This is a genomic window from Enteractinococcus helveticum (genome assembly GCF_001657475.1).
GTDB lineage: Bacteria > Actinomycetota > Actinomycetes > Actinomycetales > Micrococcaceae > Yaniella > Yaniella helvetica.
In genome coordinates this window covers 147,926-169,877 of sequence record NZ_LXEY01000019.1, presented here as the reverse complement: position 1 = coordinate 169,877, position 21,952 = coordinate 147,926, and the positions used below count along the sequence as shown (strand labels likewise).

At 58.1% G+C, this 21,952-nt stretch carries 23 protein-coding genes; 4 read left to right on the top strand and 19 right to left on the bottom strand.

The features are described from left to right. Positions 1-56: 56 nt before the first annotated feature. Genes A6F49_RS08960 through ftsH form a run of 11 tightly spaced genes read right to left on the bottom strand, consistent with a single transcriptional unit; the run spans position 57 to position 9,216 of the window. Positions 57-503: a hypothetical protein gene (locus A6F49_RS08960; protein WP_043058149.1), complete on the bottom strand. Its 447-nt coding sequence runs from the start codon at positions 501-503 to the stop codon at positions 57-59. A gap of 11 nt (positions 504-514) precedes the next feature. After that, complete coding sequence (locus A6F49_RS08955; RefSeq protein WP_235604933.1) at positions 515-1,423, bottom strand: Rossmann-like and DUF2520 domain-containing protein; 909 nt, start codon at positions 1,421-1,423, stop codon at positions 515-517. 24 nt (positions 1,424-1,447) lie between these two features. Beyond that, positions 1,448-1,945 carry a PH domain-containing protein gene (locus tag A6F49_RS08950; RefSeq protein ID WP_043058148.1) on the bottom strand — a complete coding sequence of 166 codons (498 nt, stop codon included), beginning with the start codon at positions 1,943-1,945 and terminating at the stop codon, positions 1,448-1,450. Then, positions 1,942-3,615 carry a PH domain-containing protein gene (locus A6F49_RS08945; protein ID WP_043058147.1) on the bottom strand — a complete coding sequence of 558 codons (1,674 nt, stop codon included), beginning with the start codon at positions 3,613-3,615 and terminating at the stop codon, positions 1,942-1,944. Before A6F49_RS08945 ends, A6F49_RS08950 begins: the two co-directional genes overlap by 4 nt. Beyond that, positions 3,612-4,127, bottom strand: coding sequence for a PH domain-containing protein (locus A6F49_RS08940; RefSeq protein WP_043058146.1), 516 nt, complete (start codon positions 4,125-4,127; stop codon positions 3,612-3,614). The genes A6F49_RS08945 and A6F49_RS08940 overlap by 4 nt, the downstream gene beginning before the upstream one ends. 26 nt (positions 4,128-4,153) lie before the next feature. Next, positions 4,154-4,687 carry a DUF3180 domain-containing protein gene (locus A6F49_RS08935; RefSeq protein WP_052504906.1) on the bottom strand — a complete coding sequence of 178 codons (534 nt, stop codon included), beginning with the start codon at positions 4,685-4,687 and terminating at the stop codon, positions 4,154-4,156. After that, positions 4,684-5,253, bottom strand: coding sequence for a 2-amino-4-hydroxy-6-hydroxymethyldihydropteridine diphosphokinase (gene folK / locus A6F49_RS08930; protein WP_043058145.1), 570 nt, complete (start codon positions 5,251-5,253; stop codon positions 4,684-4,686). The genes A6F49_RS08935 and folK overlap by 4 nt, the downstream gene beginning before the upstream one ends. Before the next feature lie 7 nt (positions 5,254-5,260). Continuing rightward, positions 5,261-5,626: a dihydroneopterin aldolase gene (gene folB, locus A6F49_RS08925; RefSeq protein WP_043058144.1), complete on the bottom strand. Its 366-nt coding sequence runs from the start codon at positions 5,624-5,626 to the stop codon at positions 5,261-5,263. A gap of 3 nt (positions 5,627-5,629) precedes the next feature. Next, positions 5,630-6,538, bottom strand: coding sequence for a dihydropteroate synthase (folP, locus tag A6F49_RS08920; protein ID WP_043058143.1), 909 nt, complete (start codon positions 6,536-6,538; stop codon positions 5,630-5,632). A gap of 50 nt (positions 6,539-6,588) precedes the next feature. Further along, complete coding sequence (gene folE, locus A6F49_RS08915) at positions 6,589-7,161, bottom strand: GTP cyclohydrolase I FolE (RefSeq protein WP_043058142.1); 573 nt, start codon at positions 7,159-7,161, stop codon at positions 6,589-6,591. 6 nt (positions 7,162-7,167) lie between these two features. Then, positions 7,168-9,216, bottom strand: coding sequence for an ATP-dependent zinc metalloprotease FtsH (gene ftsH / locus A6F49_RS08910; protein ID WP_043058141.1), 2,049 nt, complete (start codon positions 9,214-9,216; stop codon positions 7,168-7,170). Between the two features lie 197 nt (positions 9,217-9,413). On the opposite strand from ftsH, the gene A6F49_RS08905 reads away from it, so the two are divergent. Then, positions 9,414-11,222: an HNH endonuclease signature motif containing protein gene (locus A6F49_RS08905; protein ID WP_043058140.1), complete on the top strand. Its 1,809-nt coding sequence runs from the start codon at positions 9,414-9,416 to the stop codon at positions 11,220-11,222. A 67-nt stretch (positions 11,223-11,289) separates the two neighbouring features. On the opposite strand, the gene hpt is transcribed toward A6F49_RS08905, so the two are convergent. Genes hpt through A6F49_RS08885 form a run of 4 tightly spaced genes read right to left on the bottom strand, consistent with a single transcriptional unit; the run spans position 11,290 to position 15,615 of the window. Beyond that, positions 11,290-11,841 carry a hypoxanthine phosphoribosyltransferase gene (gene hpt, locus A6F49_RS08900; RefSeq protein ID WP_043058139.1) on the bottom strand — a complete coding sequence of 184 codons (552 nt, stop codon included), beginning with the start codon at positions 11,839-11,841 and terminating at the stop codon, positions 11,290-11,292. 22 nt (positions 11,842-11,863) lie between these two features. Further along, positions 11,864-12,982, bottom strand: coding sequence for a tRNA lysidine(34) synthetase TilS (gene tilS, locus A6F49_RS08895; RefSeq protein ID WP_052504905.1), 1,119 nt, complete (start codon positions 12,980-12,982; stop codon positions 11,864-11,866). Positions 12,983-12,990: 8 nt separating this feature from the next. Further along, positions 12,991-14,013: a zinc-dependent metalloprotease gene (locus tag A6F49_RS08890; RefSeq protein WP_043058138.1), complete on the bottom strand. Its 1,023-nt coding sequence runs from the start codon at positions 14,011-14,013 to the stop codon at positions 12,991-12,993. 48 nt (positions 14,014-14,061) lie between these two features. Next, complete coding sequence (locus tag A6F49_RS08885; RefSeq protein WP_043058137.1) at positions 14,062-15,615, bottom strand: D-alanyl-D-alanine carboxypeptidase/D-alanyl-D-alanine-endopeptidase; 1,554 nt, start codon at positions 15,613-15,615, stop codon at positions 14,062-14,064. A gap of 162 nt (positions 15,616-15,777) precedes the next feature. Between A6F49_RS08885 and A6F49_RS08880 the strand changes: the two genes are divergently transcribed. Both A6F49_RS08880 and A6F49_RS08875 read left to right on the top strand, forming a co-directional pair. Then, entirely contained in the window at positions 15,778-16,257 is a 480-nt protein-coding gene (locus A6F49_RS08880; protein WP_043058136.1) for an inorganic diphosphatase, read from the top strand. Between the two features lie 225 nt (positions 16,258-16,482). Next, positions 16,483-17,121, top strand: coding sequence for a hypothetical protein (locus A6F49_RS08875; protein ID WP_052504904.1), 639 nt, complete (start codon positions 16,483-16,485; stop codon positions 17,119-17,121). 51 nt (positions 17,122-17,172) lie between these two features. On the opposite strand, the gene A6F49_RS08870 is transcribed toward A6F49_RS08875, so the two are convergent. Together A6F49_RS08870 and serS are read right to left on the bottom strand one after the other, a co-directional pair. Next, the gene (locus A6F49_RS08870) at positions 17,173-17,964 is read right to left on the bottom strand and encodes an HAD family hydrolase (RefSeq protein ID WP_043058135.1); all 792 of its coding nucleotides are present in this window, start codon (positions 17,962-17,964) and stop codon (positions 17,173-17,175) included. 184 nt (positions 17,965-18,148) lie between these two features. Then, positions 18,149-19,429 carry a serine--tRNA ligase gene (serS, locus tag A6F49_RS08865; protein ID WP_043058134.1) on the bottom strand — a complete coding sequence of 427 codons (1,281 nt, stop codon included), beginning with the start codon at positions 19,427-19,429 and terminating at the stop codon, positions 18,149-18,151. Positions 19,430-19,473: 44 nt separating this feature from the next. Between serS and A6F49_RS08860 the strand changes: the two genes are divergently transcribed. Continuing rightward, positions 19,474-20,580, top strand: a complete 1,107-nt coding sequence (locus A6F49_RS08860; RefSeq protein ID WP_052504903.1) for a diacylglycerol/lipid kinase family protein — start codon at positions 19,474-19,476, stop codon at positions 20,578-20,580. Here the strand turns inward: A6F49_RS08860 and pheA are convergent, their stop codons facing one another. Further along, positions 20,581-21,525, bottom strand: coding sequence for a prephenate dehydratase (pheA, locus tag A6F49_RS08855; protein WP_043058133.1), 945 nt, complete (start codon positions 21,523-21,525; stop codon positions 20,581-20,583). Between the two features lie 40 nt (positions 21,526-21,565). Beyond that, positions 21,566-21,892, bottom strand: a complete 327-nt coding sequence (locus tag A6F49_RS08850) for a rhodanese-like domain-containing protein (protein WP_043058132.1) — start codon at positions 21,890-21,892, stop codon at positions 21,566-21,568. Between the last annotated feature and the right edge of the window lie 60 nt (positions 21,893-21,952).

Genomic DNA, 21,952 nt, shown 5'->3' with positions numbered 1-21,952 from the left:
GTCACATAGTCTAGCCCGAAGCGGCAGCCTGACTGCCCACAGGTCGACACCCGACATTACGGCTGATGGATGCCACCGACATCTTCTTGGGAGGAGGTGTCCGGCGTCAGCGTGATGGTGCCGTAGAATTCTTCCAATTCAATGGTGACTTGCGCTTCGGGTGCCACGGGTTCGGTGATTTTGACGAACGAGGTGTGCGGCTGCAGGTCCATGGTGCATTGACCACCGGCGGGTTTGTGTTGATGAGCGGCAACGGTCAGGAGGCTCTGTTCGACGTCGTGCTGAACCGAATCAATGACGTGGGGACAGGTGGAACTGCCCGTGGTGGTAATAAACAGCATTTGGTAATCCCCGTCGATCCGTGCCGCCCAGGAGCGATCATCGGACCAGGTCGCATTGGGAATGATGCCTTGGAAACCGGGGATGGGCTTGTCATGGGCGGTGCCGCAGGCGGTGAGTGCAAGCATGCCGAAACCGATCAGCAGTATCGCGATTCGGGGCATGCGAACCTGCCTTAGGCGTCTAAAAGTTCTAGCAGTTCTTCGAGCTTCGCCGCAGTGATAAATCCAGCGCTATGGGCCCGACGGGCGGTGGCTTGTGCCATGGCTCGATAGGTCTCATAAAGGTCGGGATCTTCCAGGGTCTTCAGCGACTCGAGATGTTTGGCCACCGTGCCACTATCGCCGCGCGAAACCGGCCCGGTGAGTGCTTGGTCGCCGTTGGTCAACGCATTTTCTAAGCTGGCCGACATCAGGTTGCCCAGCAATTTGGAGGCTTGGTCAATACCGGCTGCGGTCAACATGGCTTGTGCCTGGGCGGTCAGCGTGACCAGGTGGTTCGAGGCGTGTGCCATTGCGGCGTGGTATACGGGTCGGGCGGTCTCCGGGATGGCTACGGGGATGCCACCCATTTCAACCACGAGGGCTTCGGCGATGGGCGCGACCACCGCATCGGCGGTAATACCAAATGCGGTGTTGTGTAGCCGGTCGACGTCCAGGGACATGCCGGTAAATGTCATGGCCGGGTGGATGGCCACCGGGATGGCCCCGTGTTCGCGCACCGAGTGCATCACCTGGGTGCCGTAACGCCCCGAGGTGTGCACCAGCAGGTGACCGGTTTGAATATGCCCGGCGGCAGCAAGCCCCGAGACGAGTTCTTCCAGGACGTCGTCGGGCACCGCAAAAATAACGGCTTCGGAGCGGCGCAAAATATCGGGGATATCCAGGATGGGAGCATTGGGCAGCAGCGCTTCGGCGCGGGCAACTGAGGCATCGGACACCGCGTGAACGGCGGTAATCGTGTGGCCTGCTTGTTGCAGGGCCAGCCCCAGGACGGCGCCGACGCGGCCGGCCCCGATAATGCCGATGCCTAAGCGGTTGGGTCGGCCGATGGCACCGGTGGTCAGGGGTTCGTCAACGCTCATGTGCGGTCCTTTCCAAAACGGGTCTTAGAGTCCGGCCAGGCGGGCGTAGCCGCGTTGGGTGAGATCATCGCGCAGCCTTGTGGCCTGTTGGGTGGGCACCCCGTAGATGGTGGTGTTGGAACCGGCGGTGGTGATGGTGACATTGGCCAGATCGAATCTGCGCTGCAGGGGGCCCTGGCTGACTTCCACGAATTGTAACCGCCCGTACGGGACGGCCTCGTATTTACGGAAGACGGCGCCGGCGCGGATCAACAAGTCATCGGGTTGTTCGGCCCAGCCGTGAATACGTACCTGGTAGGGGGTGACGATCATCAGCCCCAGGTCCCACAGCAGGGTCCAGACGGCGGGGATAAAGGACAATCCGTGCCAGAAATTCGGATCTACCTGGGCATTAAAGATCAGTGCGGCAACCGTAAATAGTGCAACGAAACAGACCAGACTGATGACGTTCACAAGCTGCCGGTAGGTGGTCAGGTGGGGGCTGACCGGGCGAAATTGAACAGCTGTTGGGAAGGCTTTCATGCGCCCTCCCGTGCCGAGGTAGCTTTTGCCGCGGCCTTTTCGAAGGTTTCCAGTTCGTCTGGGGCCATCCACTGGTTCTTATCGCTCATCCGGCGCGCGTTGGCTGCGATCTCGGCTTCCGCAAAGAACAGGTCTACCAGTGCGGCGGGTTCCTGATTGCGCAGGTGCGTGCGCACCGGACCGGGTGGGGTCACAAACCAGGCGGAAACGGTGCCCGACAGCTTATCCGACAGGGTCTGATACATCGAGGATTGTTGGAGTCGCTCGTGCGGGATCATCGCCAGGTTGCGTCGCACTCGGCCAAACCGAATCAGTAACAAGGTGGGTGTGGTGGTGTAGCCGTGACGACGCCCGGCAATCGGCTGCCACATGCGGGCGCGGGAGGGCACGCGGGTGAAGCCGTCGTCGTCGGCGGTAAATTTCAACGCCGTATAGATCATGTCATTGGCGTATTCCACCCCGGGGTCTGGGGCGAGCACGGACAGCATGATGATCACGTCGTCAAAGGTACCTACGGGCAGCACGGTGGTTGAGGTGTCGGTGAGCCCGTAGCCGGCGACCGATACGTGGATGCGGTACCAGCCGAAGTAACGGTAGACCAGCGGCTGGCTGATTTGAATGGCCTGGATGCGTCCGGGCGGGATGGTGTGCGACGACGTCGATAACATGCCCGAGGTGACGCGCACCCCCGAATTGGAAGTTTTGGCGGTGAAGTTGAAGTTGGTGTTGACCTGGCTGAATGCGGTGATTGCGGTGGTGAATAGTGTAACCCCAAGGAAGATCAGGAGGATCAGCACGCCCAGTGGAATGGCCATTGGTTCGGCATCGTTGCGTGAACCCAACCAGATGAAAAACCCGGTGGTAGCACCGCCGAATACCGCCGTCCACACCCCGGTGGCCGCCCCGGTGAGCAGTGCGGCACCAATAACCCGCCCAAACGGGATGGTCAGCAGTTCGCGCGAGTCTACTTGCCCTGGGGCTTGCCCGGTGCGCGCGGTGTGCGGGTTGGCGACGCGCTCTTCAACACCGTGGGGATTGTGCTCAACGTACTGGCTCAGATAGTCGGCGTAGGGGTAGTCGGGTGGCTGAACGTTGACGGCGCTGGGTTCAGCCGGGTCGGGACTGGGGTCTAATTGCGGGTCGTCTTGGGCGCCAGAGGCCAGGTAGAGAATTTCGTGGCGCAGGTTTTCGGCCTCGGCTTCGCGCAGATATTCCAGGGTCAGCGTGGTTTCGGCACCATCGGCGGCATGCAGCGACAATTTCGATAGCCCAAAGATTCGGGCGAAAAATGGGCGCACGATGTCTACGGCTTGCAGCCGGTCCAGGCGCATGTAGCGGCGTCTGCGGAAAATGACTCCGGAATGCAATTGGACGGCGTCGGTGGTGATCCGGAATTGGTAGAACCGCCAGGAAATCGCGTACAGGCCGGCTGCAACAACCAGAATGGCCACGACGACGCCCAGCAGGATCAGCAGCGACTGGACCACGGACAGGCTGAAGGCCTCGATGACACCTTGGAGCTCCTGGACCGAGAAGTTCATGATGATATACACGAAGATCAGCAGCGCAGACCAAGACCGGATAAACGGCGAGATCGGGTGGACGCGGCGCCAGTTGTGTTCGACGTCGTCGAGATGTTCATCGGGTGCGCCAGGGTGTTGGTGGGTCATGACGCTCCCAATTCTGCCAGGCGCTGGTAGCCGCGCTGGGTTAGATCGTCGCGCAGGCGTTCGGCTTCTTCCAGGGGCAGGCCTTCGAAGGTCGCCGCGGTGCCGCCGCCGGCGGTGGTGATGACAATTTGGGTCAGCCCGTACGCGCGTTGTAAGGGGCCCTGGCGAATGTCCACGTACTGGATGCGCCCGTACGGGACAGCAACCTGGTGGCGGAATAAGATCCCGCGGCGCAACAACAAATCGTCACGATTTTCCAGGTAGCCCAGGGCTTTCACCTGGCGGGGAATGATGAATACGAATACCACCCCGGTGATCAGCAGGGCCACGGGGACCAGATAGAGCAGTGTGGCCAGTGTGAACCGGGTGAAAAATTCTGTGTTGGCGTGCAGAATGCTGAAACCAATGATGACGGCGATGATCGGGATGCCGAAGCTCAGCGCATTATAGATTTGGCGCAGCACTATCAATTTTGGGGAGACCCTGCGGTAGGGCAACGATTCGTGATACATGCCGGCAATCTGTTGGGAAACGGAAACTATGGTTCGGGTTTTTCAACGGGTTCGGCCCGTCGCACCGTGGGTTGGGCGCCCGATGCATTTGGGGGCCTACGGTTGTGATTCCCATTGCCATCGGGGTCCTCCGGCGGGATCCTGCACCATTGTTCCACAATAAAACCTACGATCACCAGGATCAACGCCGTCATTACTTGGGCTATGGATTCAGTGACGACGGCGGGCCCAAACCCGGCTTGCGGTAGCCGATGCACCAGGATGCCCACGTGCCAGCCACCGATTGCTGCCCCAGCATAGGTGCCAGCTTGGGCTAGCACAAGGGTGCGAGCCGCGGCCAGCGGGTTCATGCGATCAGCAACCGGCCGTTCGCGGTCCCGTAGCACGCGGATGCCCAGGATCAGTTCCAGCACAATGGCCGCTGCAAGGGTAATGATCGAGGGGTAGCCCAGCGACGGTGTGGGCCAACCCGATTCGGCCGAGTACAACGCGCCGAGCCACCCGAGGGCTATGGCAATGAGGATCACGAGGAAGACTCGGCTGACACGCATTGATGTCATACGTTGTGTCCTCCTGAGTCGCGTCCTGGGGCTCGGGGTGGTCCTGGCTCAAATTGTATTACGGTTGCTGCGTCGTCGGCGGCCGCGGCCAATGCAGCAACCGGGGTGCCTGCCAGAACGGCATTGGGATCCGCCCAGGACCACGGGGTGAGTACAAAGGCCCGTTCGTGGGCTCGAGGGTGCGGCAAGATGAGGTCTGGGTGGTCGGAGACGACGTCGTCATAGGCGATCACATCGACATCCAGGGTGCGCGGGCCCCAGCGAATATCGCGTACGCGGGCGGCGGCCTGTTCCAATGCATGACCAAACTGCAACAGCGCCCAGGGTGCCAGCGTGGTATCGATCAGCAGCACCTGATTGAGGAAATCGGGTTGCTCCACTCCCCCCACGGGTGCGGTTTGTGCCAGCGGAGACACGGCCGTGACACGAATATGTTCGTGGCTGTCAAAGGCGGCCACGGCGTCGGCGAGGATCTGTTGTGAATCGCCCAGGTTTGATCCCAGCGCAATCACGGCCGGCACCGGGTGTGCCGGGGCAGTCAGCAGGTGGGGTGGCAGATCAGACATGGGTTTCCTAGGCGTCGCGCTGCTGGGTAACGGTGACCGCAACGTTTTGGAAATCCGAGGGGATCGGGGCCTGCGGTTTATTGACGGTCACGGTGACCGCACGCACGCGTGCAAAGTCCGCCAGGACGGCGTCGGCAATGCGTACCGCCAGTGTTTCGATCAGGTTTACCGGTGTGCCGGTCATCAGGGCTTCGACGACGGCAGCAACTTCGGCGTAATTGACGGTGGCTGCCACGTCGTCGGTTTCTGCGGCCTGGGCGATGTCAACATCCAAGTTCAAGTCCACCAGGAACACTTGGCCCGAGACGCGCTCGGAGGTCAGCACTCCGTGGTAGCCGCGGGCACGCAACCCGGTCAGGCTGATGGTCGCCATGATTTAGCCTGCCGCCTGGCGGGTTGCCACAGTTTTGACGGCGTCCAGGTTCGGGATCACCGAGTGCACGCGCACACCCCAGACGCCAGCTTCGGCAACCTGGGTGGTGATGGCCGCGGTGGCGTGGTCGCGCTGGCGGGGTTCAACCGGTTTATCTGCGTTGGTGGCCAGCATCGAGCCGATAAAGCGTTTGCGGGAGGCACCAATGAGCACCGGGTAGCCCAGGCCCTGGAATTCGTCCAGATTATTCAGCAGCTGCCAGTTCTGGTCGCCTGCTTTGGAAAAGCCCAGGCCCGGATCAACAATGAGCTGTTCTTTGGTGACACCGGCCGCCAGGAATGCGTTAATGATCTGTTGGGTTTCAGCCACGACCTCGCCCACCAGATCCTCGTATTGGGCCAGGCCGTCCATGGTCTTGGAGTTGCCACGGTTGTGCATCACAATGTAGCGGGCACCGGTTTCGGCAATGAGTTTGGGCATGTCGGGTTCGTAGTTCAGCCCTGAGACGTCGTTGATCATTACCTCGCCCAGTTCCAGCGCGGCACGTGCGGTGTCGGTGTGGCGGGTATCAACGGACACGTAGACGCCGGCTTTAATCAGCGCTTCGACAACCGGGATGATGCGGCGTTGTTCTTCGTCCGCGGAGACCTCTTGGGTGCCCGGGGCCGTGGATTCCCCTCCGACGTCGATAATGTCTGCGCCGGCATAGTGCATGCGCAGCCCATGATCAATCGCCTTGGCCGTGTTGAAGTTCTCGCCGCCGTCAGAAAATGAATTATCCGTGACGTTGAGGATCCCCATGACCAGGGTGCGGTCGGTTGGCAAATCCGCAAAGGTTTTGCGGTGAGCTTTGCGCACCACCGACAGTGGGCCCGTGGCCGGACCGGTTCCTGGGACAGCTCCAATAGACATGGGAATCCTTCCTGTTTGGTTATCTGTGCTTCAAGGTTGTGGCACCGGGCTTAGTGTACACCGGCGTTCATGATCAGGCTCATCGCTTCGTTGCGGGTTGAGGGTTCGCGCAGTTGTCCGCGCACCGCCGAGGTGACCGTCTTGGCGTGCGGCTTTTGCACACCGCGCATCGACATGCACATGTGCTCAGCACTCAGCACCACGATGGCACCCTGGGGGTTCAAGTGCTCGACCAGGGCTTCCACAATTTGTGTGGTCAGGCGTTCTTGGACCTGTGGACGGCGTGCATACAGGTCCACCAGACGTGCCAGTTTCGACAGTCCGGTGACCTTGCCCTCGACCGAGGGAATGTAGCCAATGTGGGCGTGGCCGTGGAACGGCACCAGGTGGTGTTCACACATCGAGTAGAACTCAATGTCTTTGACTAACACCATTTCGTCGTGCGAAATATCAAACGTGGTGCCCAAGATTTCGGCCGGGTCGCGGTGCAGGCCGGCAAAGAACTCACCATAGGCCCTGGCGACTCGTGCCGGGGTTTCTACCAGCCCTTCGCGATCAGGGTCCTCACCCACGGCGAGCAAAATTTCACGAACCGCAGCTTCGATTCGAGGTTGGTCCATCATGTTCAGTTACTCCTGGTCACCGTGAGAAGATTCTGCGCCGTCATCATACGGGACAACACCCTCGGTGTGTGCCTGATGACTATTCTGCGACTGACCAGCCTGCTGGACAGCCTCCGGATGTGACATGTTATCGGTCGCCGTCCCGGCCGGCATATCCACCGGTGGGATATCCGAGACCGGACGGTCCTCATGGAATAGCCAGGTATCGCGCGGCTTATACTTGCGCACATCAGCAAATAATTCAGCCAGTTCAAAACGGTTCAGCGTCTCGTGTTCCAGCAGGCGCGCGGCGAGCGTGTCCAGGATGTCGCGGTTTTCGTTGAGCACCCAGTAGGCCTCAGCGTGCGCGTTATCCAACAGACCACGCACTTCCTCATCGACGACGTAGGCCAGCTCATCCGAGTAGTCTCGGCCGCCGCCCATGCCACGCCCGCCAAGGAATGGTTCGTCGTCGCCGGAACCAAGTTTCACGGTCCCGACTCGTGCGGACATGCCGTATTCGGTGACCATCTTCTTGGCCGTATCGGTCGCTTTGTTAATGTCGTTCGAGGCGCCGGTGGATGGGTCGTGGAAGACGATCTCTTCGGCCACGCGACCACCCAGCGCATAAGCCAACTGGTCAAGCAATTCGTTGCGAGTTACCGAGTATTTATCTTCTTCGGGGACCACCATCGTGTAACCCAGGGCCCGACCGCGCGGCAGAATCGTCACTTTGGTGACCGGTGCCGAGTGGTTCAACCCGGCAGCAACCAGCGCGTGGCCACCTTCGTGATACGCGGTGACTTTGCGTTCGTGATCGTTCATCAAGCGGGTACGTTTCTGCGGGCCAGCCATGACCCGGTCAACCGCTTCATCAATCGCACGGTTATCAATCAGGTGCGCATTCGAGCGCGCCGTCAACAGTGCCGCTTCGTTGAGCACATTGGCCAGATCCGCACCCGAAAAACCGGGGGTGCGCTGGGCCAGGCCGTATAAGTCAATGTCTTCGACTAATGGTTTGCCCTGCGAGTGGACCTTCAAAATCTGCAGGCGCCCCTCCAGTGACGGCGCTTCCACCGGCACCTGCCGGTCAAAACGGCCCGGACGCAGCAAGGCTGGGTCCAACACATCGGGACGGTTGGTTGCCGCGATCAGAATGACGTTGGCATTTTCATCAAAGCCATCCATCTCCACCAGCAACTGGTTCAACGTTTGTTCGCGTTCGTCATTACCGCCGCCAACTCCGGCGCCACGGTGACGACCCACCGCATCAATTTCGTCGACGAAAATAATGGCTGGCGCGTTCTTTTTGGCCTCATTGAAGAGGTCGCGCACACGAGAGGCACCGACACCAACAAACATTTCCACAAAGTCGGAACCCGAAATCGTATAGAACGGCACGCCTGCTTCGCCGGCGAGCGCTCGGGCGATGAGGGTTTTACCGGTTCCGGGTGGACCGTACAGCAGCACGCCGGTTGGGATCTTGGCGCCCACGGCCTTGAACTTATCGGGCTCGGTCAAAAACTCTTTGATTTCCTGAAGCTCTTCAACAGCTTCTTCGGCACCGGCAACATCTTTAAACGTGACCTGCGGGTTGTCCTTGGACATCAGTTTTGCCTGGGATTTGCCAAACTTCATCATCTGGCTGCCGCCACCCTGCATGCGGGACAGCAAGAACCAGAACAACAGGGCAATGATGATGAACGGGATCAAGAAGCCCAGCATCGACAGCAACCAGTTTGAGGTCACCGGCTGGTCGGTAAATTCGTCCAGATCGGCCGCGGCAATCTCGTTGACCACGGTTTCGGCGCGGTCTTTCGAGTAGAAGAAGTGCACCTGGGTGCCCAGATTGCGGTCCTCGTGGACAAAGTCCTCTTGCAGCGTGAGCTCAACTCGGTGGTCATTATCGTCCAACAGGGCTTGGTTAGCCTTGTTGTCTTCCAATAACTGGATGCCCACCGAGGTGTCGACACGGCTCGACGACGAGCCCGACAGCACCGGCACGACGAGCAGTAACGCTAATACTGCAAGGACGATCCAAATGACCGGTCCTTTAAAGATGTTCTTGGCTTTCACCCTTCTAAAGCTACCCCTTTCACCCCTATGAATTGCATACGTCTCATTTCCTTTCGCAATCGGTGGAAGGACCACCTCTGCGTATCACCCCACATCCCGACCAAAGTTATCCACAATTGACTCAGGTGCGGTCCCATGCACTGTCGAACTCGGCCAGACTATGGGTCACACAGTTTTTTACGAAAGGAGGTGTGCACATGAGTATGCCCGTCCCAATCCAGCCGGATATTTCCAACGACGACGTCGCTGCTTCGCGTGCGACCGAGCCGTTAGCGTCGCAGCGGCTTTTTGAACTCCACGATGCCAATATGCAACGCGTTGAAGAGCTCTATGGCACGGCCCTTGATGCCATGGACTCCGGTGAGCTTTTAGCTTTGCAATCGGCGATCATCAAACGATTCGATGTCACCACCGATGAGCAGCTCAGCGATGCCATCACCAACGAGGGCGCTGCCCTATCTTTGGCAGATGTCAGCCGGATCGCCGAGGAAAATCATCGTCGGTTTTATAACTTCCAGTGCCGCCTAGCATTTCTGTTAGAAGGCTGGTTCGAAAGCATCGAGGCCCGCAGTGCGACCCTGGCACACAAGGGTAAGCGTCCGTTCAAGGATGCAAAAGATTTCATTGCTCGACTCATCGGCATCGATAACAAAGAAGTGGAACGTCGGTTGCGTATTGCCACCGCAAATCCCACAAAACCAGGGGCCTCCAAAATGCGGGCACCCAAAATCCAGCGCGCCATGGCCGCTGGCAAGATCGATCCAGCCTCTGCCAATTACATCGTCGACCGACTCCGGTCGATTCGTGCCGCGTCGAAACGTGCAGGTGCCACCGATGAACAAGCGGATCGTTTAGTCGCCACCAAAGAGGGCGAACTGTTAGCAAAAGCCTTGCATGCCGGGCCGGATGAAGTTCGAAAATTCGCCGACCGAGTCAAGCGGTGCACCAACCGACAGTTCACAAAACCCGGGACCCGGTTGACTCCCAAACAGCGTCAGTATGAGGAAGGCCTACGGTATGTCTCACTACTGGGTGATAATCATATTCGGCTTGATTGGGTGCTCACAAAATGGCAATATCGCAACGTTTTAGAACGATTACGAAGACAAGTCAATAACCTGCGCAAAGAGATCTCACGAATCAATGATGACGAGCAGCTGAACCCCGACGGATCCAGGAAATCCGGGTCGGAACGCATCACCGCAGCAGATGAGGAATACGAGATTCCCATGCTGTATGACAATCGCACACCGGCCCAACGGTGGTCACATTTTCTGCTGGACATTCTCGAAACCGGGATCGTGCTGACCAGTTTGCCGGCAGGAAATGCCCAAGACCAGATCAACCAACATGCCAACACCGTTGACCAGATGCCATCCAACTCGGAGCATAAAAACGTCCATCCGGAAGATATCGCACCTTCAGGCGTGATCATTCCGGGACTTGGACGCTTGGTGAACGTGGTGCCGGAAGTGACCGTTGGTCTGCAATTTGCCGATTTAGCTGGTAAATATTTGGATTTCGGTTCGGATGATGTGAACGTCCAGCGCGAAATCGCTGCACTGATTGAGGGAAGAAAACCGTTTCCAGAATTGTACGACTATGATGCGATGGATCTCGACTGGGCACAGTTACGCATGACGGCCTGCAATGCGTCCATCATTCCTGCGGTCCTCAATTCCAAAAGCGAACCATTAGATGTCGGCAGGAGCCAACGTTCATTTCCCATCCACCTTCATCGCGGGGTGGTTCTGCGTGACGGTGGATGCGCATACCCCGGTTGCAATATGCCGCATATGTACTGCGAAGTGCATCATATTCAACACTGGGAGAACGGTGGTCCCACGTCATTGGACAACGCGGTAATGCTCTGCCGTTTCCATCACATGGTCATCCATCAGTCCGAGGTGCTGGTTCGGCTCAACGACGACCAGTTTCCGGAATTTCTTATGAACCCCACGACGCCAGAAGCGACCTGGGTTCGCAACTATGTACATCGAGGCTGAGCTACTCCCCGAAGCGTGTATCCCGGTGGTGTCATCTAGTGGCATCACCGGGAGATCAGCCTAGGTGTTACTCGTAGACGTGGGGAGCCAACGTAGCCAGCACATCAAGGTTGCGATATTTCTGGTCGAAGTCCAGACCGTAACCGACGACGAATTTATTCGGGATATCCTTGCCGATGTATCGCACGTCGATATCAACCGCCAGGGCCTCAGGCTTACGGAATAGCGTGACAATCTCCACTGAGGCAGGACCGCGCGACTCTAAGTTCGTCTTCAGCCATGACAAAGTCAGACCGGAATCGACAATGTCTTCAACGATGAGCACGTGGCGACCCATGAGATCTTCTTCAAGGTCTTTCAGAATTCGGACAACGCCTGACGATTTGGTTCCGGACCCGTAGGAGGAGACGGCCATGAAATCAATGGTGACTTTCGAGCGCAGGGCACGAGACAAGTCAGCCATGATCATCAACGCACCTTTGAGTACGCCAACAAGCAGAATGTCTTTGCCTTCGTAATCGCGATCGATTTGCACTGCCAGGTCTTGGACAATGTCATCAATTTCTTCGCGAGTCAGTAGTACGGACTCTAAATCGCCTGCAACGTCTTCGGCCTTCATGATCACTCCTCGTGAGGTCAGGTTAGTCCCTCGGGTATGAGGGGATGACTAATAGTTTTGCATATTCTTCACCGGCTTTTTTCCGGTAAAGGCTCACATGACCTTCCAATTGGATCGGCCCAGCCGATGACGCCCGGCCAACCGGCGGCGAAATGAGTTCTTCAATCGCGGCTAAACGCTCAAAGCTGGGCTGTGGTGCCCCAAAATGTTGTACTGCAATAGCAACAACACGCCGCAAAATAGCCGGTTGTAACCGTTGCAACGCTTTCAAGGGGAAGCTCAGTTGCTGAGGTTCTTCAACCACTAATTCGCGATACGTATTCTGGGCAATATCTTCTAAGACATCGGCGTCATCAGCAGCCAAGGTTGCGGTGGTGACCAACCCGGAAAACACGCCCGGCCCCAAGCCGGTGGTGGCATCCATCAGCGTTGGCAGCAAATGGTTCCTCACCCGAATCCTGGCGATCGATTCGTCCAAGTTCATCGGATCTTCGAAATACCGGATTCCCGCCCAAGCACAAATCTGTTCGGTATCTTCACGGGTAAGCTCCAGCAACGGCCGGCCAATCCGTACGGGCGGGTAGCCTGGCAATTCATGAGTGCGTTGTGTGCGAATGCCTGCGATTGATCGCAAGCCCGAACCGCGGGCGAGACCTAAAAGCACCTGTTCGGCTTGATCATTCGCGGTATGCGCGGTGAGTACTCCAGCGGCTTGCACGTGATGAGCGCACTGAACAAACGCTTCGTACCGAGCTTGTCGAGCTGCGGCCTCAAGACCGTCACGCCCGGCGGCAACGGTCAGGTCTTGAACCAACACGGGCCGTAAACCCATTGCTCTACAACCACGAGCAGCCTGGACAGCGACGTGTTCGGTGATGGCCTGCAAGCGGTGATCAAAAATGAGTGCGCCGAAGCTGATCCCTGTGATGCGTTGCGTTTCAGCCGCCAGCACGGCCATGGCCATGGAATCGGCGCCCCCAGATACGGCGATCAGCACGGGCTGACGATCCGGGACAGACCAACTGTGCACCATAGCTTTTAGGGCTTTGACACCGGTATGCACAGCTGCAGGCCACCCGGCGCTGGGTGGCCAAACATCCGGCCCACTCATCGGCGGATCAACTTGTGGTGAGGCACTCACAGTGTGACCTAGTTGAAGACTCGGGCAACCCAAGCATCCGCGTCGGTCAGCTCATCCATCGACGGAAGATTCTCGGGTGCATCCCATACGACGTTGAAGCGTTCGATACCCACACGGTCGATCACTGCAGCAACGAAGGCTTGACCTTGCTTATACTGTTTTGCTTTGGCATCGAGTCCAAAGAGTTTGCGCAATAATTGCGCCAGCCAATTGTGATTGGCCGAGCGTTCGTCAAAGCGCTTGCGGATCACCCGCACGCTGGGCACAAGTTTACGATCAACGCCGTCCATGATGACATTGGCGTGGCCTTCAAGCAGCGACATGACCCCGGTGATCTGGGACTCGAGTTTTTTCGTCTTCGCGGCCTTCTGCTCGGCAGTGAGCTGGTTTTCAGATTCCGGCAAGATATTTGTCAGCAGAAAATCTGTGGCGATGTCCAAAATGTGTTGTGCCAGCCAGGGAGCCTGCGCAAATTGTGCCACGTGGGTCAGCTCGTGCAGACTCACCCAAAATCGGAAGTCTTCAGGATCAAGTTTGAGCTCATCCCGGATCATCATCACGTTGGGGGCTACAAGCATGAGTCGAGGTTTGGCATCGCCCCCGGAAGCTTGAGCCGCGTAGGGTTCGAACTGGCCCAGAATCTTGGTGGACAAAAACGCTAACACCGCACCCACTTGGGCGCCGGAGAAACCCGCGGTGACATCTGAGCCCAGACTCTTCATGAGGCTCTCACTGACTTGACTGAGTCGATCGAATGCAGGTTCGAGCATGACCTGCAGTGAGTGCGAGTTCGCGGTGATCCAACCGGGTCGATCCACCACCAGAACTTCAACGTCGTCGTCAACTGGCTGGGTTGCCCAGTGCTCAATTGCGGATAATTTACTCAGCGTCGCGACATGCTCCGCTGCGGCGTAGGCTGCGGCGCGTAGGCCTTCTGTTTCAATGATGGCGTCGGTGGCGGGAACTCGCGGACCGGGCGGCACGAGGTTGCGTCCGGTGGATGCTGCCACCTGTTGGCTAAAGATTTGCATGGCTGTGTCCCTTCACGTTGAACCCTACTGGATCAACGACGTCGTTGCTCACTTACTGCATCCACAGTCGGTTAATACCTCGGCAAGGTGGTCTTGTTCTCCTCTGGCTGCCGCGTAATCGCCGTCGGCTCCGCTGGTGTTAATAGCAAACCAGAGGGCACGGCCATCGGCGGTCACGGTGAGTCCGGCGTTAGAGCTTGCGACTTCCAGTGTGCCGGTTTTGGAGCGTACCACGCCCGAATATGGTGCTTGGGTCATGCGGTTTCGCATGGTTCCGTCAAAGCCGGCGATCGTGAGGGTGTGGAATATTGGGCGGAATTGTTCATTGGTCAGCATCAGGTCAAACAGTTGCACGGTGGCATGAAGCGTAGCCCGGCTGTTGGGTGACAGCCCGCTGTTATCAACAAAGTGCAGGTGTTCGACGTCGAGACCGAGCTCTTGCAGGGTGGTGATAGTGGTGGCGGTGGAACCGGTGAAATCCGGGGTTGCTCCAGCCGTCAGTGCGGCTTCGCGCCCGAACATTTCAAACAGCATGTTATTGGACTGTTTCATGGCAAATTGCAGCTGTTCGCCCAGGGTTGCAGACTGCACGCCGGCCACCGGTTCTGCTTCGGTTCGTTGGGTTGTGCGTCCGGCATTGGAAAATTCGACGTCGTAGCCGGCTTGTGCGGCCGCTTCGGTCAGACGCTGGGCAAAGGCAGCCGTGGCATAGGCGGCGCCGTCTTCCACTGCATCACTGGCCAGTTGTGGGTCGGTAACGAATCCGCCCCAGGTGTTGAGCGGATAGACGGGTGAAACCCAGCCGCCGGTCATGAGACCTTCGGTCCACGATGGGTGCGTATATGGCTGTGCGTAGCGTGAGACGTCAACCCGGACGTCGATGACACCACTTTGGGCAACGTCTTGTTGGATGGCTTCCCAGGTCTTATTGGCCAGGTCTGCAAGGCCCGCATATCCAACGGTTTCACCGGTACTTTCACCGTTGGATAGCAGTCCGTCTCCCCCACCAATCAGGGTGACACCTTGGGCCGGATCATAGCTGGCCGAAGTAGTAAACCGATGGCTGGCATCCAGGTGATGCAGAGCACTGATGGCGGTAAATAATTTCAGGGTTGATGCCGGCACGATGGCATCTTGACCCCCGACGTCGTACAAGGTGGTGCCGGTTGCGGCATCGACCACCAGCATTCGATGGTTCAAGTCCAGGCTGGCACGAGCGTCGTCCAGGGCGGCGGTGAGCTGACCGGTATCTGGGATTGGCGCGTTCACGTTGATCAGTTCGTCGACGTCGTCGTCCACATGTTCATGGTCGGTGGTATTTTCAGGTGGCAGCGCGACCGGGGCAGCCGCATAAATTTTGGGATCGCCAACCCAGGTTTTCGTAGGCGCCGGGCTTGCTCCCGGGGTGATGAGGTCGCGCATATGGTGAGACCAGTCGGCGGCCTGAACCCGGATGACGTCGGCATTGGGTGGGGCATAGGCCATGGTCATCCCGCCCCCGGCCACAAGTCCCAGCACGATGCCCAGGATCCAAGGCAACCAGCGGCGTCGACCCGAGGCGGCGATTTTGGCACGCCGTCCGGAAGGTTTCGATGCCATCATGGTTTCACCTGAACAACTGGTTTCGCGTTAGCCTGTTTAATGTTTGCACCCTTTGAGCACATTTGGGTTATTCACCCGCGGACGTAATAACCTTAGATCAAGCATACGCTTGCCCCAAGTCATTCGGTTCGGCAAGTCTTACCACCAACAGATGGAGAAATAATGCAGCACGACGTCACCATTGAGATCCCTGCCGGTTCGCGCGTCAAGTACGAAATTAACGAAGAGACCGGCCGTTTGCACCTGGATCGTATTCTCTTTACCTCCATGGAATACCCAACCCACTACGGGTTCTTTGATAACACCCTGGGTGAAGATGGTGACCCATTGGATGCGCTGGTCTACCTGCCTGGCTTTGATCTGTTGCCTGGCGTGGTCGTTGAAGCACGCCCTATCGGGATCTTTTCTATGACCGACGACGGCGGTGGCGACGACAAGGTCCTGTGCGTACCAAATGATCCACGCTATGCCCACATTCAGGAACTGGAAGATATCGATGAATACCTGATCAAGGAAATCGAACACTTCTTTACCCGCTATAAGGATCTCGAACCAGGCAAATGGGTCAAGGCCGAAGGGTGGAAAGCCCGTGCCGCCGCCGAAGCTGAACTGCAAGCTTCTATCGATCGTTTCAAGGGCTAAAGCAGCCCAAAATCTGCTGCCAGCTGTTGAAAACGGATGGTTTTTGAGCAATTTCGCCACTAGATAATTCAAAAAATTTCGTGTGGCTCAAAACACGTCAAACGCCGTGGGAATCCGTTCCCGCGGCGTTTCGTCGTTTTCCACAACCAACTTTTTTACCCCATCTCACCCACATTCACTTGAGTTGTGTCGCATAAGGCCTATACGACGTGCCAAGATGGAACCATGTTTGTTGTGACCATGACCCAGCGTTCCGTGGACCCCGGTGAACAACGCGTGTCAGATTTCCACCAAGACCTGAAACAACGGCTTGGGGGCGAGCTGCCCGCTTCGCGCTCCTCGGATCCTCTGACTTATCGCCAGGTGTTTTCCACTGCGTCTCCTGCGGTCGAAATCGCCTTATATGCAATGCGACTGGGCACGTGGAATGTGGGCATCGGAGTGGGTTCTGCAACCGAGCAGGACGACGAGCTTGTGGGCTCGGGCGTTCGAGCCGCAGACTTGGCTGTCTCACTTGCGGCAAAACAAGGTCAGCTGGTGTCATTGCGCATCGAGGCGGCCAAGCCTCCGCGAGGTGTCGAGCAAACCCAGTTGGGTCAACATGCCCAAAGTGTGTTGCAATTACTTGGTCATGTGGTGTCGCGTCGTTCGGCGGCGGAATGGGCGGTGTTGGACCGACTCGATCCCGGTATTCGCGGCCAACAGCGTCGTGTAGCCCAAGAATTAGGGATGACCGTGCAGGCCGTGTCGCAAGCCATCAAACGGTCTTTGTATAACACCGAACATGAAGTACGCAGCGCAGTCATTTTGCTCTTAGAACAGGCCGAAGCCGCCGTCAATATCCAATCCAATAGCGGAATGTAGCATCAATGACGGCGACCAAACGGCTCGCCGCGTGCCGGTCCGTTCTGCGCCTTAGTGCAGGGTGCGTAGCGCCGTGGCCAGTCCACCGTCATGGACCGTGCCGGTAATTTCGTCGGCAACCTGTTTAACTTCCATGGGCGCCTGTCCCATGGCGACACCGCGGCCGGCCCACTCCAGCATTTCCACGTCGTTGAAACCGTCGCCGATGGCAACAGTATCGGCTGGGTCAACATGCAGGATCTGGCGCAGTGCTTCAAGCCCCGAAGCCTTTGACACGCCGGCACCGGCCACATCAAGCCAGGCGTTATAGCCAACGGAGTACGTGATACCTTGCAAGCCCAGCGACTCGATAGCCGAGGCGAATTCGCGGGTTGAGGCGCCTTGGGAGAAGACGACGAGGCGAACGGCAGTGGTTTCTTGCAGTTCTTCGAATGTCACACCGGTTGCTTGGACGCCGAAGCTAAAGTCTTGGAAGCGTTCGGTTGACAGGTAATTTCCCTCGTCGTCCTCAATGGCGAACCTGGCGGTTGGGACACGGTCGCGCAGTTTTTCTAAAACGGACGACGGGTCGAAGGTACTGCGGGCAACGATCTCGTAGCCTTCTTCGAGTTCGGAGTCGAGGCGCAGCGAGACCCCACCATTGGAACACACCGAGTACCCGCAGTGCAGGCCGATGTCTCGTATGATCGGCAAGGTGGCGTGAAAAGCCCGGCCGGTGGCGATCAGCACGTGGTGGCCAGCTTCCATGACATTGATAATTTCGGCACGCACTTCTGGATACATGTGGCCATCGAAGTCCACGATCGTGCCGTCTACGTCTAAACAGACCATCTTTTTGTTCATGCACTCTAGTCAACCATGTTGGGCAACGCTGTGATGAACCAATGGCGAATTTGGCTGAACTTGACGGTAAATATGGCAAGTTTGCGCGACCGTTGAGTCGTTCGGGTACCAAACAGCCCAATTCCCGATATCTGGGGAATTGGGCTGTGCGGTGAGATTGATGGCTTGCTGTCCACCAGGAACGTTAGGCGATGGGCTCCAGCACGGTCTTGCCGCCCATGTATGGCTGCAGGGCTGTTGGCACGTTCACGGAACCGTCTTTATTCTGATGGTTTTCCAGGATCGCGACTAACCAGCGGGTGGTGGCCAGGGTGCCATTGAGGGTTGCGGCAATGCGGGTCCCGGCCTTGGCGCCGTCGTCGTTAAACATGCGCTGGCGGACATTATGACGCCGTGCCTGGAACGTTGTGCAGTTTGAGGTCGAGGTCAGCTCGCGGTAGGCGTCTTGGGTTGGGACCCATGCTTCGCAGTCAAATTTGCGGGCAGCCGACGGGCCGAGGTCACCGGCGGCGGTGTCGATGACCCGGTATGGGACCTCGATCTTGGCGAGCATTTCTTCTTCCCAGGCCAGCAGGCGCTCGTGTTCGGCTTCGGCTTCTTCTGGGGTGGTGTAGATGAACATTTCCAGTTTATTGAACTGGTGGACACGAATAATGCCTCGGGTGTCTTTACCTGCCGAGCCGGCTTCGCGACGGTAGCAGGTTGAGTAGCCGGCGAAGCGAACCGGTCCATCGGACAGGTCTAGAATTTCATCGGCATAGTAGCCGGCTAGGGCGACCTCGGAGGTACCCACCAGATACAGGTCGTCTTTTTCGATGCGATAGATTTCGTCGTCGTGTTCGACGTTGAATCCGGTGCCGTTCATGGTTTCTGGGCGCACCAGGGTTGGTGTGATGATCGGCGTGAACCCGGCCTCTACGGCTTGGGCCATGCCCATCTGGGTGAGTGCCATTTCAAGTTGGGCGCCCACCCCTTGGAGGAAGTAGAAGCGCGAACCGGAGACTTTGGCCCCGCGTTCCATGTCAATGGCGCCCAGCATCTCGCCGAGCTCAAGGTGATCGCGGGGTTCGAAATCAAATTCGGGCAGCTCACCTACGGTCTTGAGTACCTCGAAGTTCTCCTCGCCACCCGACGGGATGCCCTCGACAATGAGGTTGGGGAACACGTTGTTGAGGTCTTCGACCAGCTGGTTCTTGGCGTCAGCATCTGCCTCGGCAGCTTTGACGTTGGCGGCAAGCTCTTTGGCCTGGTCCAGCAGGGCTTGTTTTTCCTCGCCTTTGGCCGGGCCAATCTTTTTCGATAGAACCTTCTGCTCGGCACGCAGGTTCTCAAAAGTCTGCAGTGCGGCGCGGCGGTCGGCGTCGGCGGCGATGATCTGATCCACCAGCGATTCGTCGGCTTCACGAGCTCGCTGCGAGGCACGATACAGTTCAGGGTTTTCGGCAAGATGCTTTACGTCAATCACATGCTTTAGCCTACCCGAGCCGGCCGTAACCTACACTGGTTGACATGACTCCGTTAACCATTGTGCTACTTGTGGTGGCCGTGTGCGCCGTCATTGGCACAATCGTGGCCCTGGTGGCGTGGCGGAAGGCCCTGGACCGGGCCAAGCGGGCTGAGACGGTGAACCGGGATCTGTCAGGGCAGCTGTCCCACGCTTATGAGTTACCCCAGGTGGCTTCGACTTTGGGCGTGCCGAATCGGGTCGCGCTGGTGTATAACCCGTCAAAGGCGGCCTCAGATCAGGTGCTGCCTTTGGTTGTCCAAGCGTGCGGGCTATTTGGGTTACAGGAGCCAAAATTTTATGAAACAACGCTGGAGGATTCCGGGTTGTCAGCTGTGCAACAGGCCGTGGACGCCGGCGCCCAGCTGGTGTTGATTGCCGGCGGTGACGGCACGGTTCGAGCCGCTGCGAAGGTTCTGGTCAACACGGACGTGCAGATGGCGATTATCCCTACGGGGACCGGCAATTTATTGGCCCGGAACCTGGATTTGCCGTTTAATGATGTTCAGGAATGTGTCTATATAGCTTTTAACGGCCAGGTACGCCCGATCGATGTTGTCTCGTTGGACATGGTCTACGAGGATGGCACCCAGGATAATTTGGTGTCCACGGTGATTGCCGGAGCCGGATTTGACGCCGAGATCATGCATTCGACGTCGGATCGGCTTAAGGCAGCAGCCGGATGGCTGGCCTATACCGAGGCCGGGGTTCGTAAGCTGCGCGGCAAACGGCACACGGTGACCGTGGTTCCGCAAGACCATGAAGCCAAACGGTACCGGGTTCGGTCGGCGATGATTGCCAATTGTGGGATCCTGACCGGTGGCATCAATATGGTGCCCGAAGCTGTTATCGACGACGGACTTTTGGATGTCGCCTTGTTAGATCCGCGCAATCTGGTGGACTGGATTCAGGTGGCTGCAGCAACGCTTGTGCCCAAACAAAAAGCCGCTCGAGTGACGACGTTTCCCACCCGGAGATGCAAGCTGATCTTTGACGAACCGCTGGTGGCTCAAATTGATGGGGATCCGATCCCCAAAACCAGACAAATCGTAGCCGAGACTATTCCGCGGTCATTGCAAGTGCGTGTGCCCGCGCCACCGACCGGCAACTGATCAATGGTTACCTGTATTTGACCGGTCGAGGATGCTGCGCACCCAGGCCCGGCCCCGTTGGTAGGCCTCGTCGGTGGTGTATTCCGGAATCACATAGGGCACGTGTTCGGCGCGTGGATAGGAGCCCAAGAATCGCACGCCTGGGAACATCCGGTACAGGGCGGCCAGTGCGGCAGAAACCCGTTCATCGGCCAGGTGGCCTTCAAGGTCGATCGAGAAGAAGTATTTGCCCAAGTATTCGCCGGTGGGGCGAGATTCAATGCGGGACAGGTTGACCCCGCGCGTGGAGAATTGGTTCATAATTTGGACCAGCGCGCCGGGGCGGTCTTCGGGCAGTGGGACCACCATTGTGGTCTTGTCGGATCCGGTGGGTTGGGGCAGGTGTCCGGCCCGGGCCACGACTACAAATCGGGTCACCGCGCCTGCGGTGTCTTCAATGCCCTCGGCCAGAATTGGCAGGTCCAGTTTCTTGGCCAGGTGCGGGGCACATACTGCGGCGTCATAGGTTGTCGTGTGGTCCAGCAGTCCGTGTGCCCCGGCTGCCGTGGAGGCGGCTTGCACGTAGGCGGCATTGGGAATATTGGCCTCGGCCCAGATGCGCACTTGCGCCCAGGCGTGGGTGTGGGTGGCAACGCTGTGTAGCTCGGTGAGTTCTCGCGGCCCGTCGGGGCGACCGACCAGCATGAACGAAATGGGCACGAGCACTTCGCGGATGATGTGCAGTTCATCGCCCGAAGCGATCGCATCAAGGGTTGCGGTAACCCCGCCTTCAACCGAATTTTCAATCGGGACGACGGCGGCGTCCACCTCGCCGCTGCGTACCTGATTCAACGCGGTAATGACCGAGCCAAGTGGGACTTGCTGGGCCCCGTCGGCTTCGGGCACCCGGTTCAGGGCGGCTTCGGTGAATGTGCCCTCGGGGCCAAGATACGCAAACGACTTCATAACTGCCTATCTTAGCCACCCGGAAACACCGTGCGTGGTTTTAGCGCACGATCGGTTCTGCCCCGGTTTCCGACACCAGCGGTTTGTCGGCTTCCAGCCAGGCGCCGCACCCACCGGCAACGTTGACGGCCGAGTATCCGTGCATTTCCATGTACGGGGTGGCTCTCGCGGAGCGGCCCCCGGTGCGGCAGATGACGTAATAGTCGGTATCGGGGTCAAGTTCTTCGATGCGCAGGGGCAGTTGGTCCAGCGGGATATTAATCGCGCCCGGGATGTGGCCGGCGTCGAATTCATACGGATCGCGCACATCTAGGATGTTGGCGTCGTCGGGCACTTGGTCTACGGTGAGGGTTTCAAAGTCGCTCATGGGGCCTATGGTAAACCAGAAAAACGCTCGGCTGCCAGTAAAAGCCGCACGATTCTAACC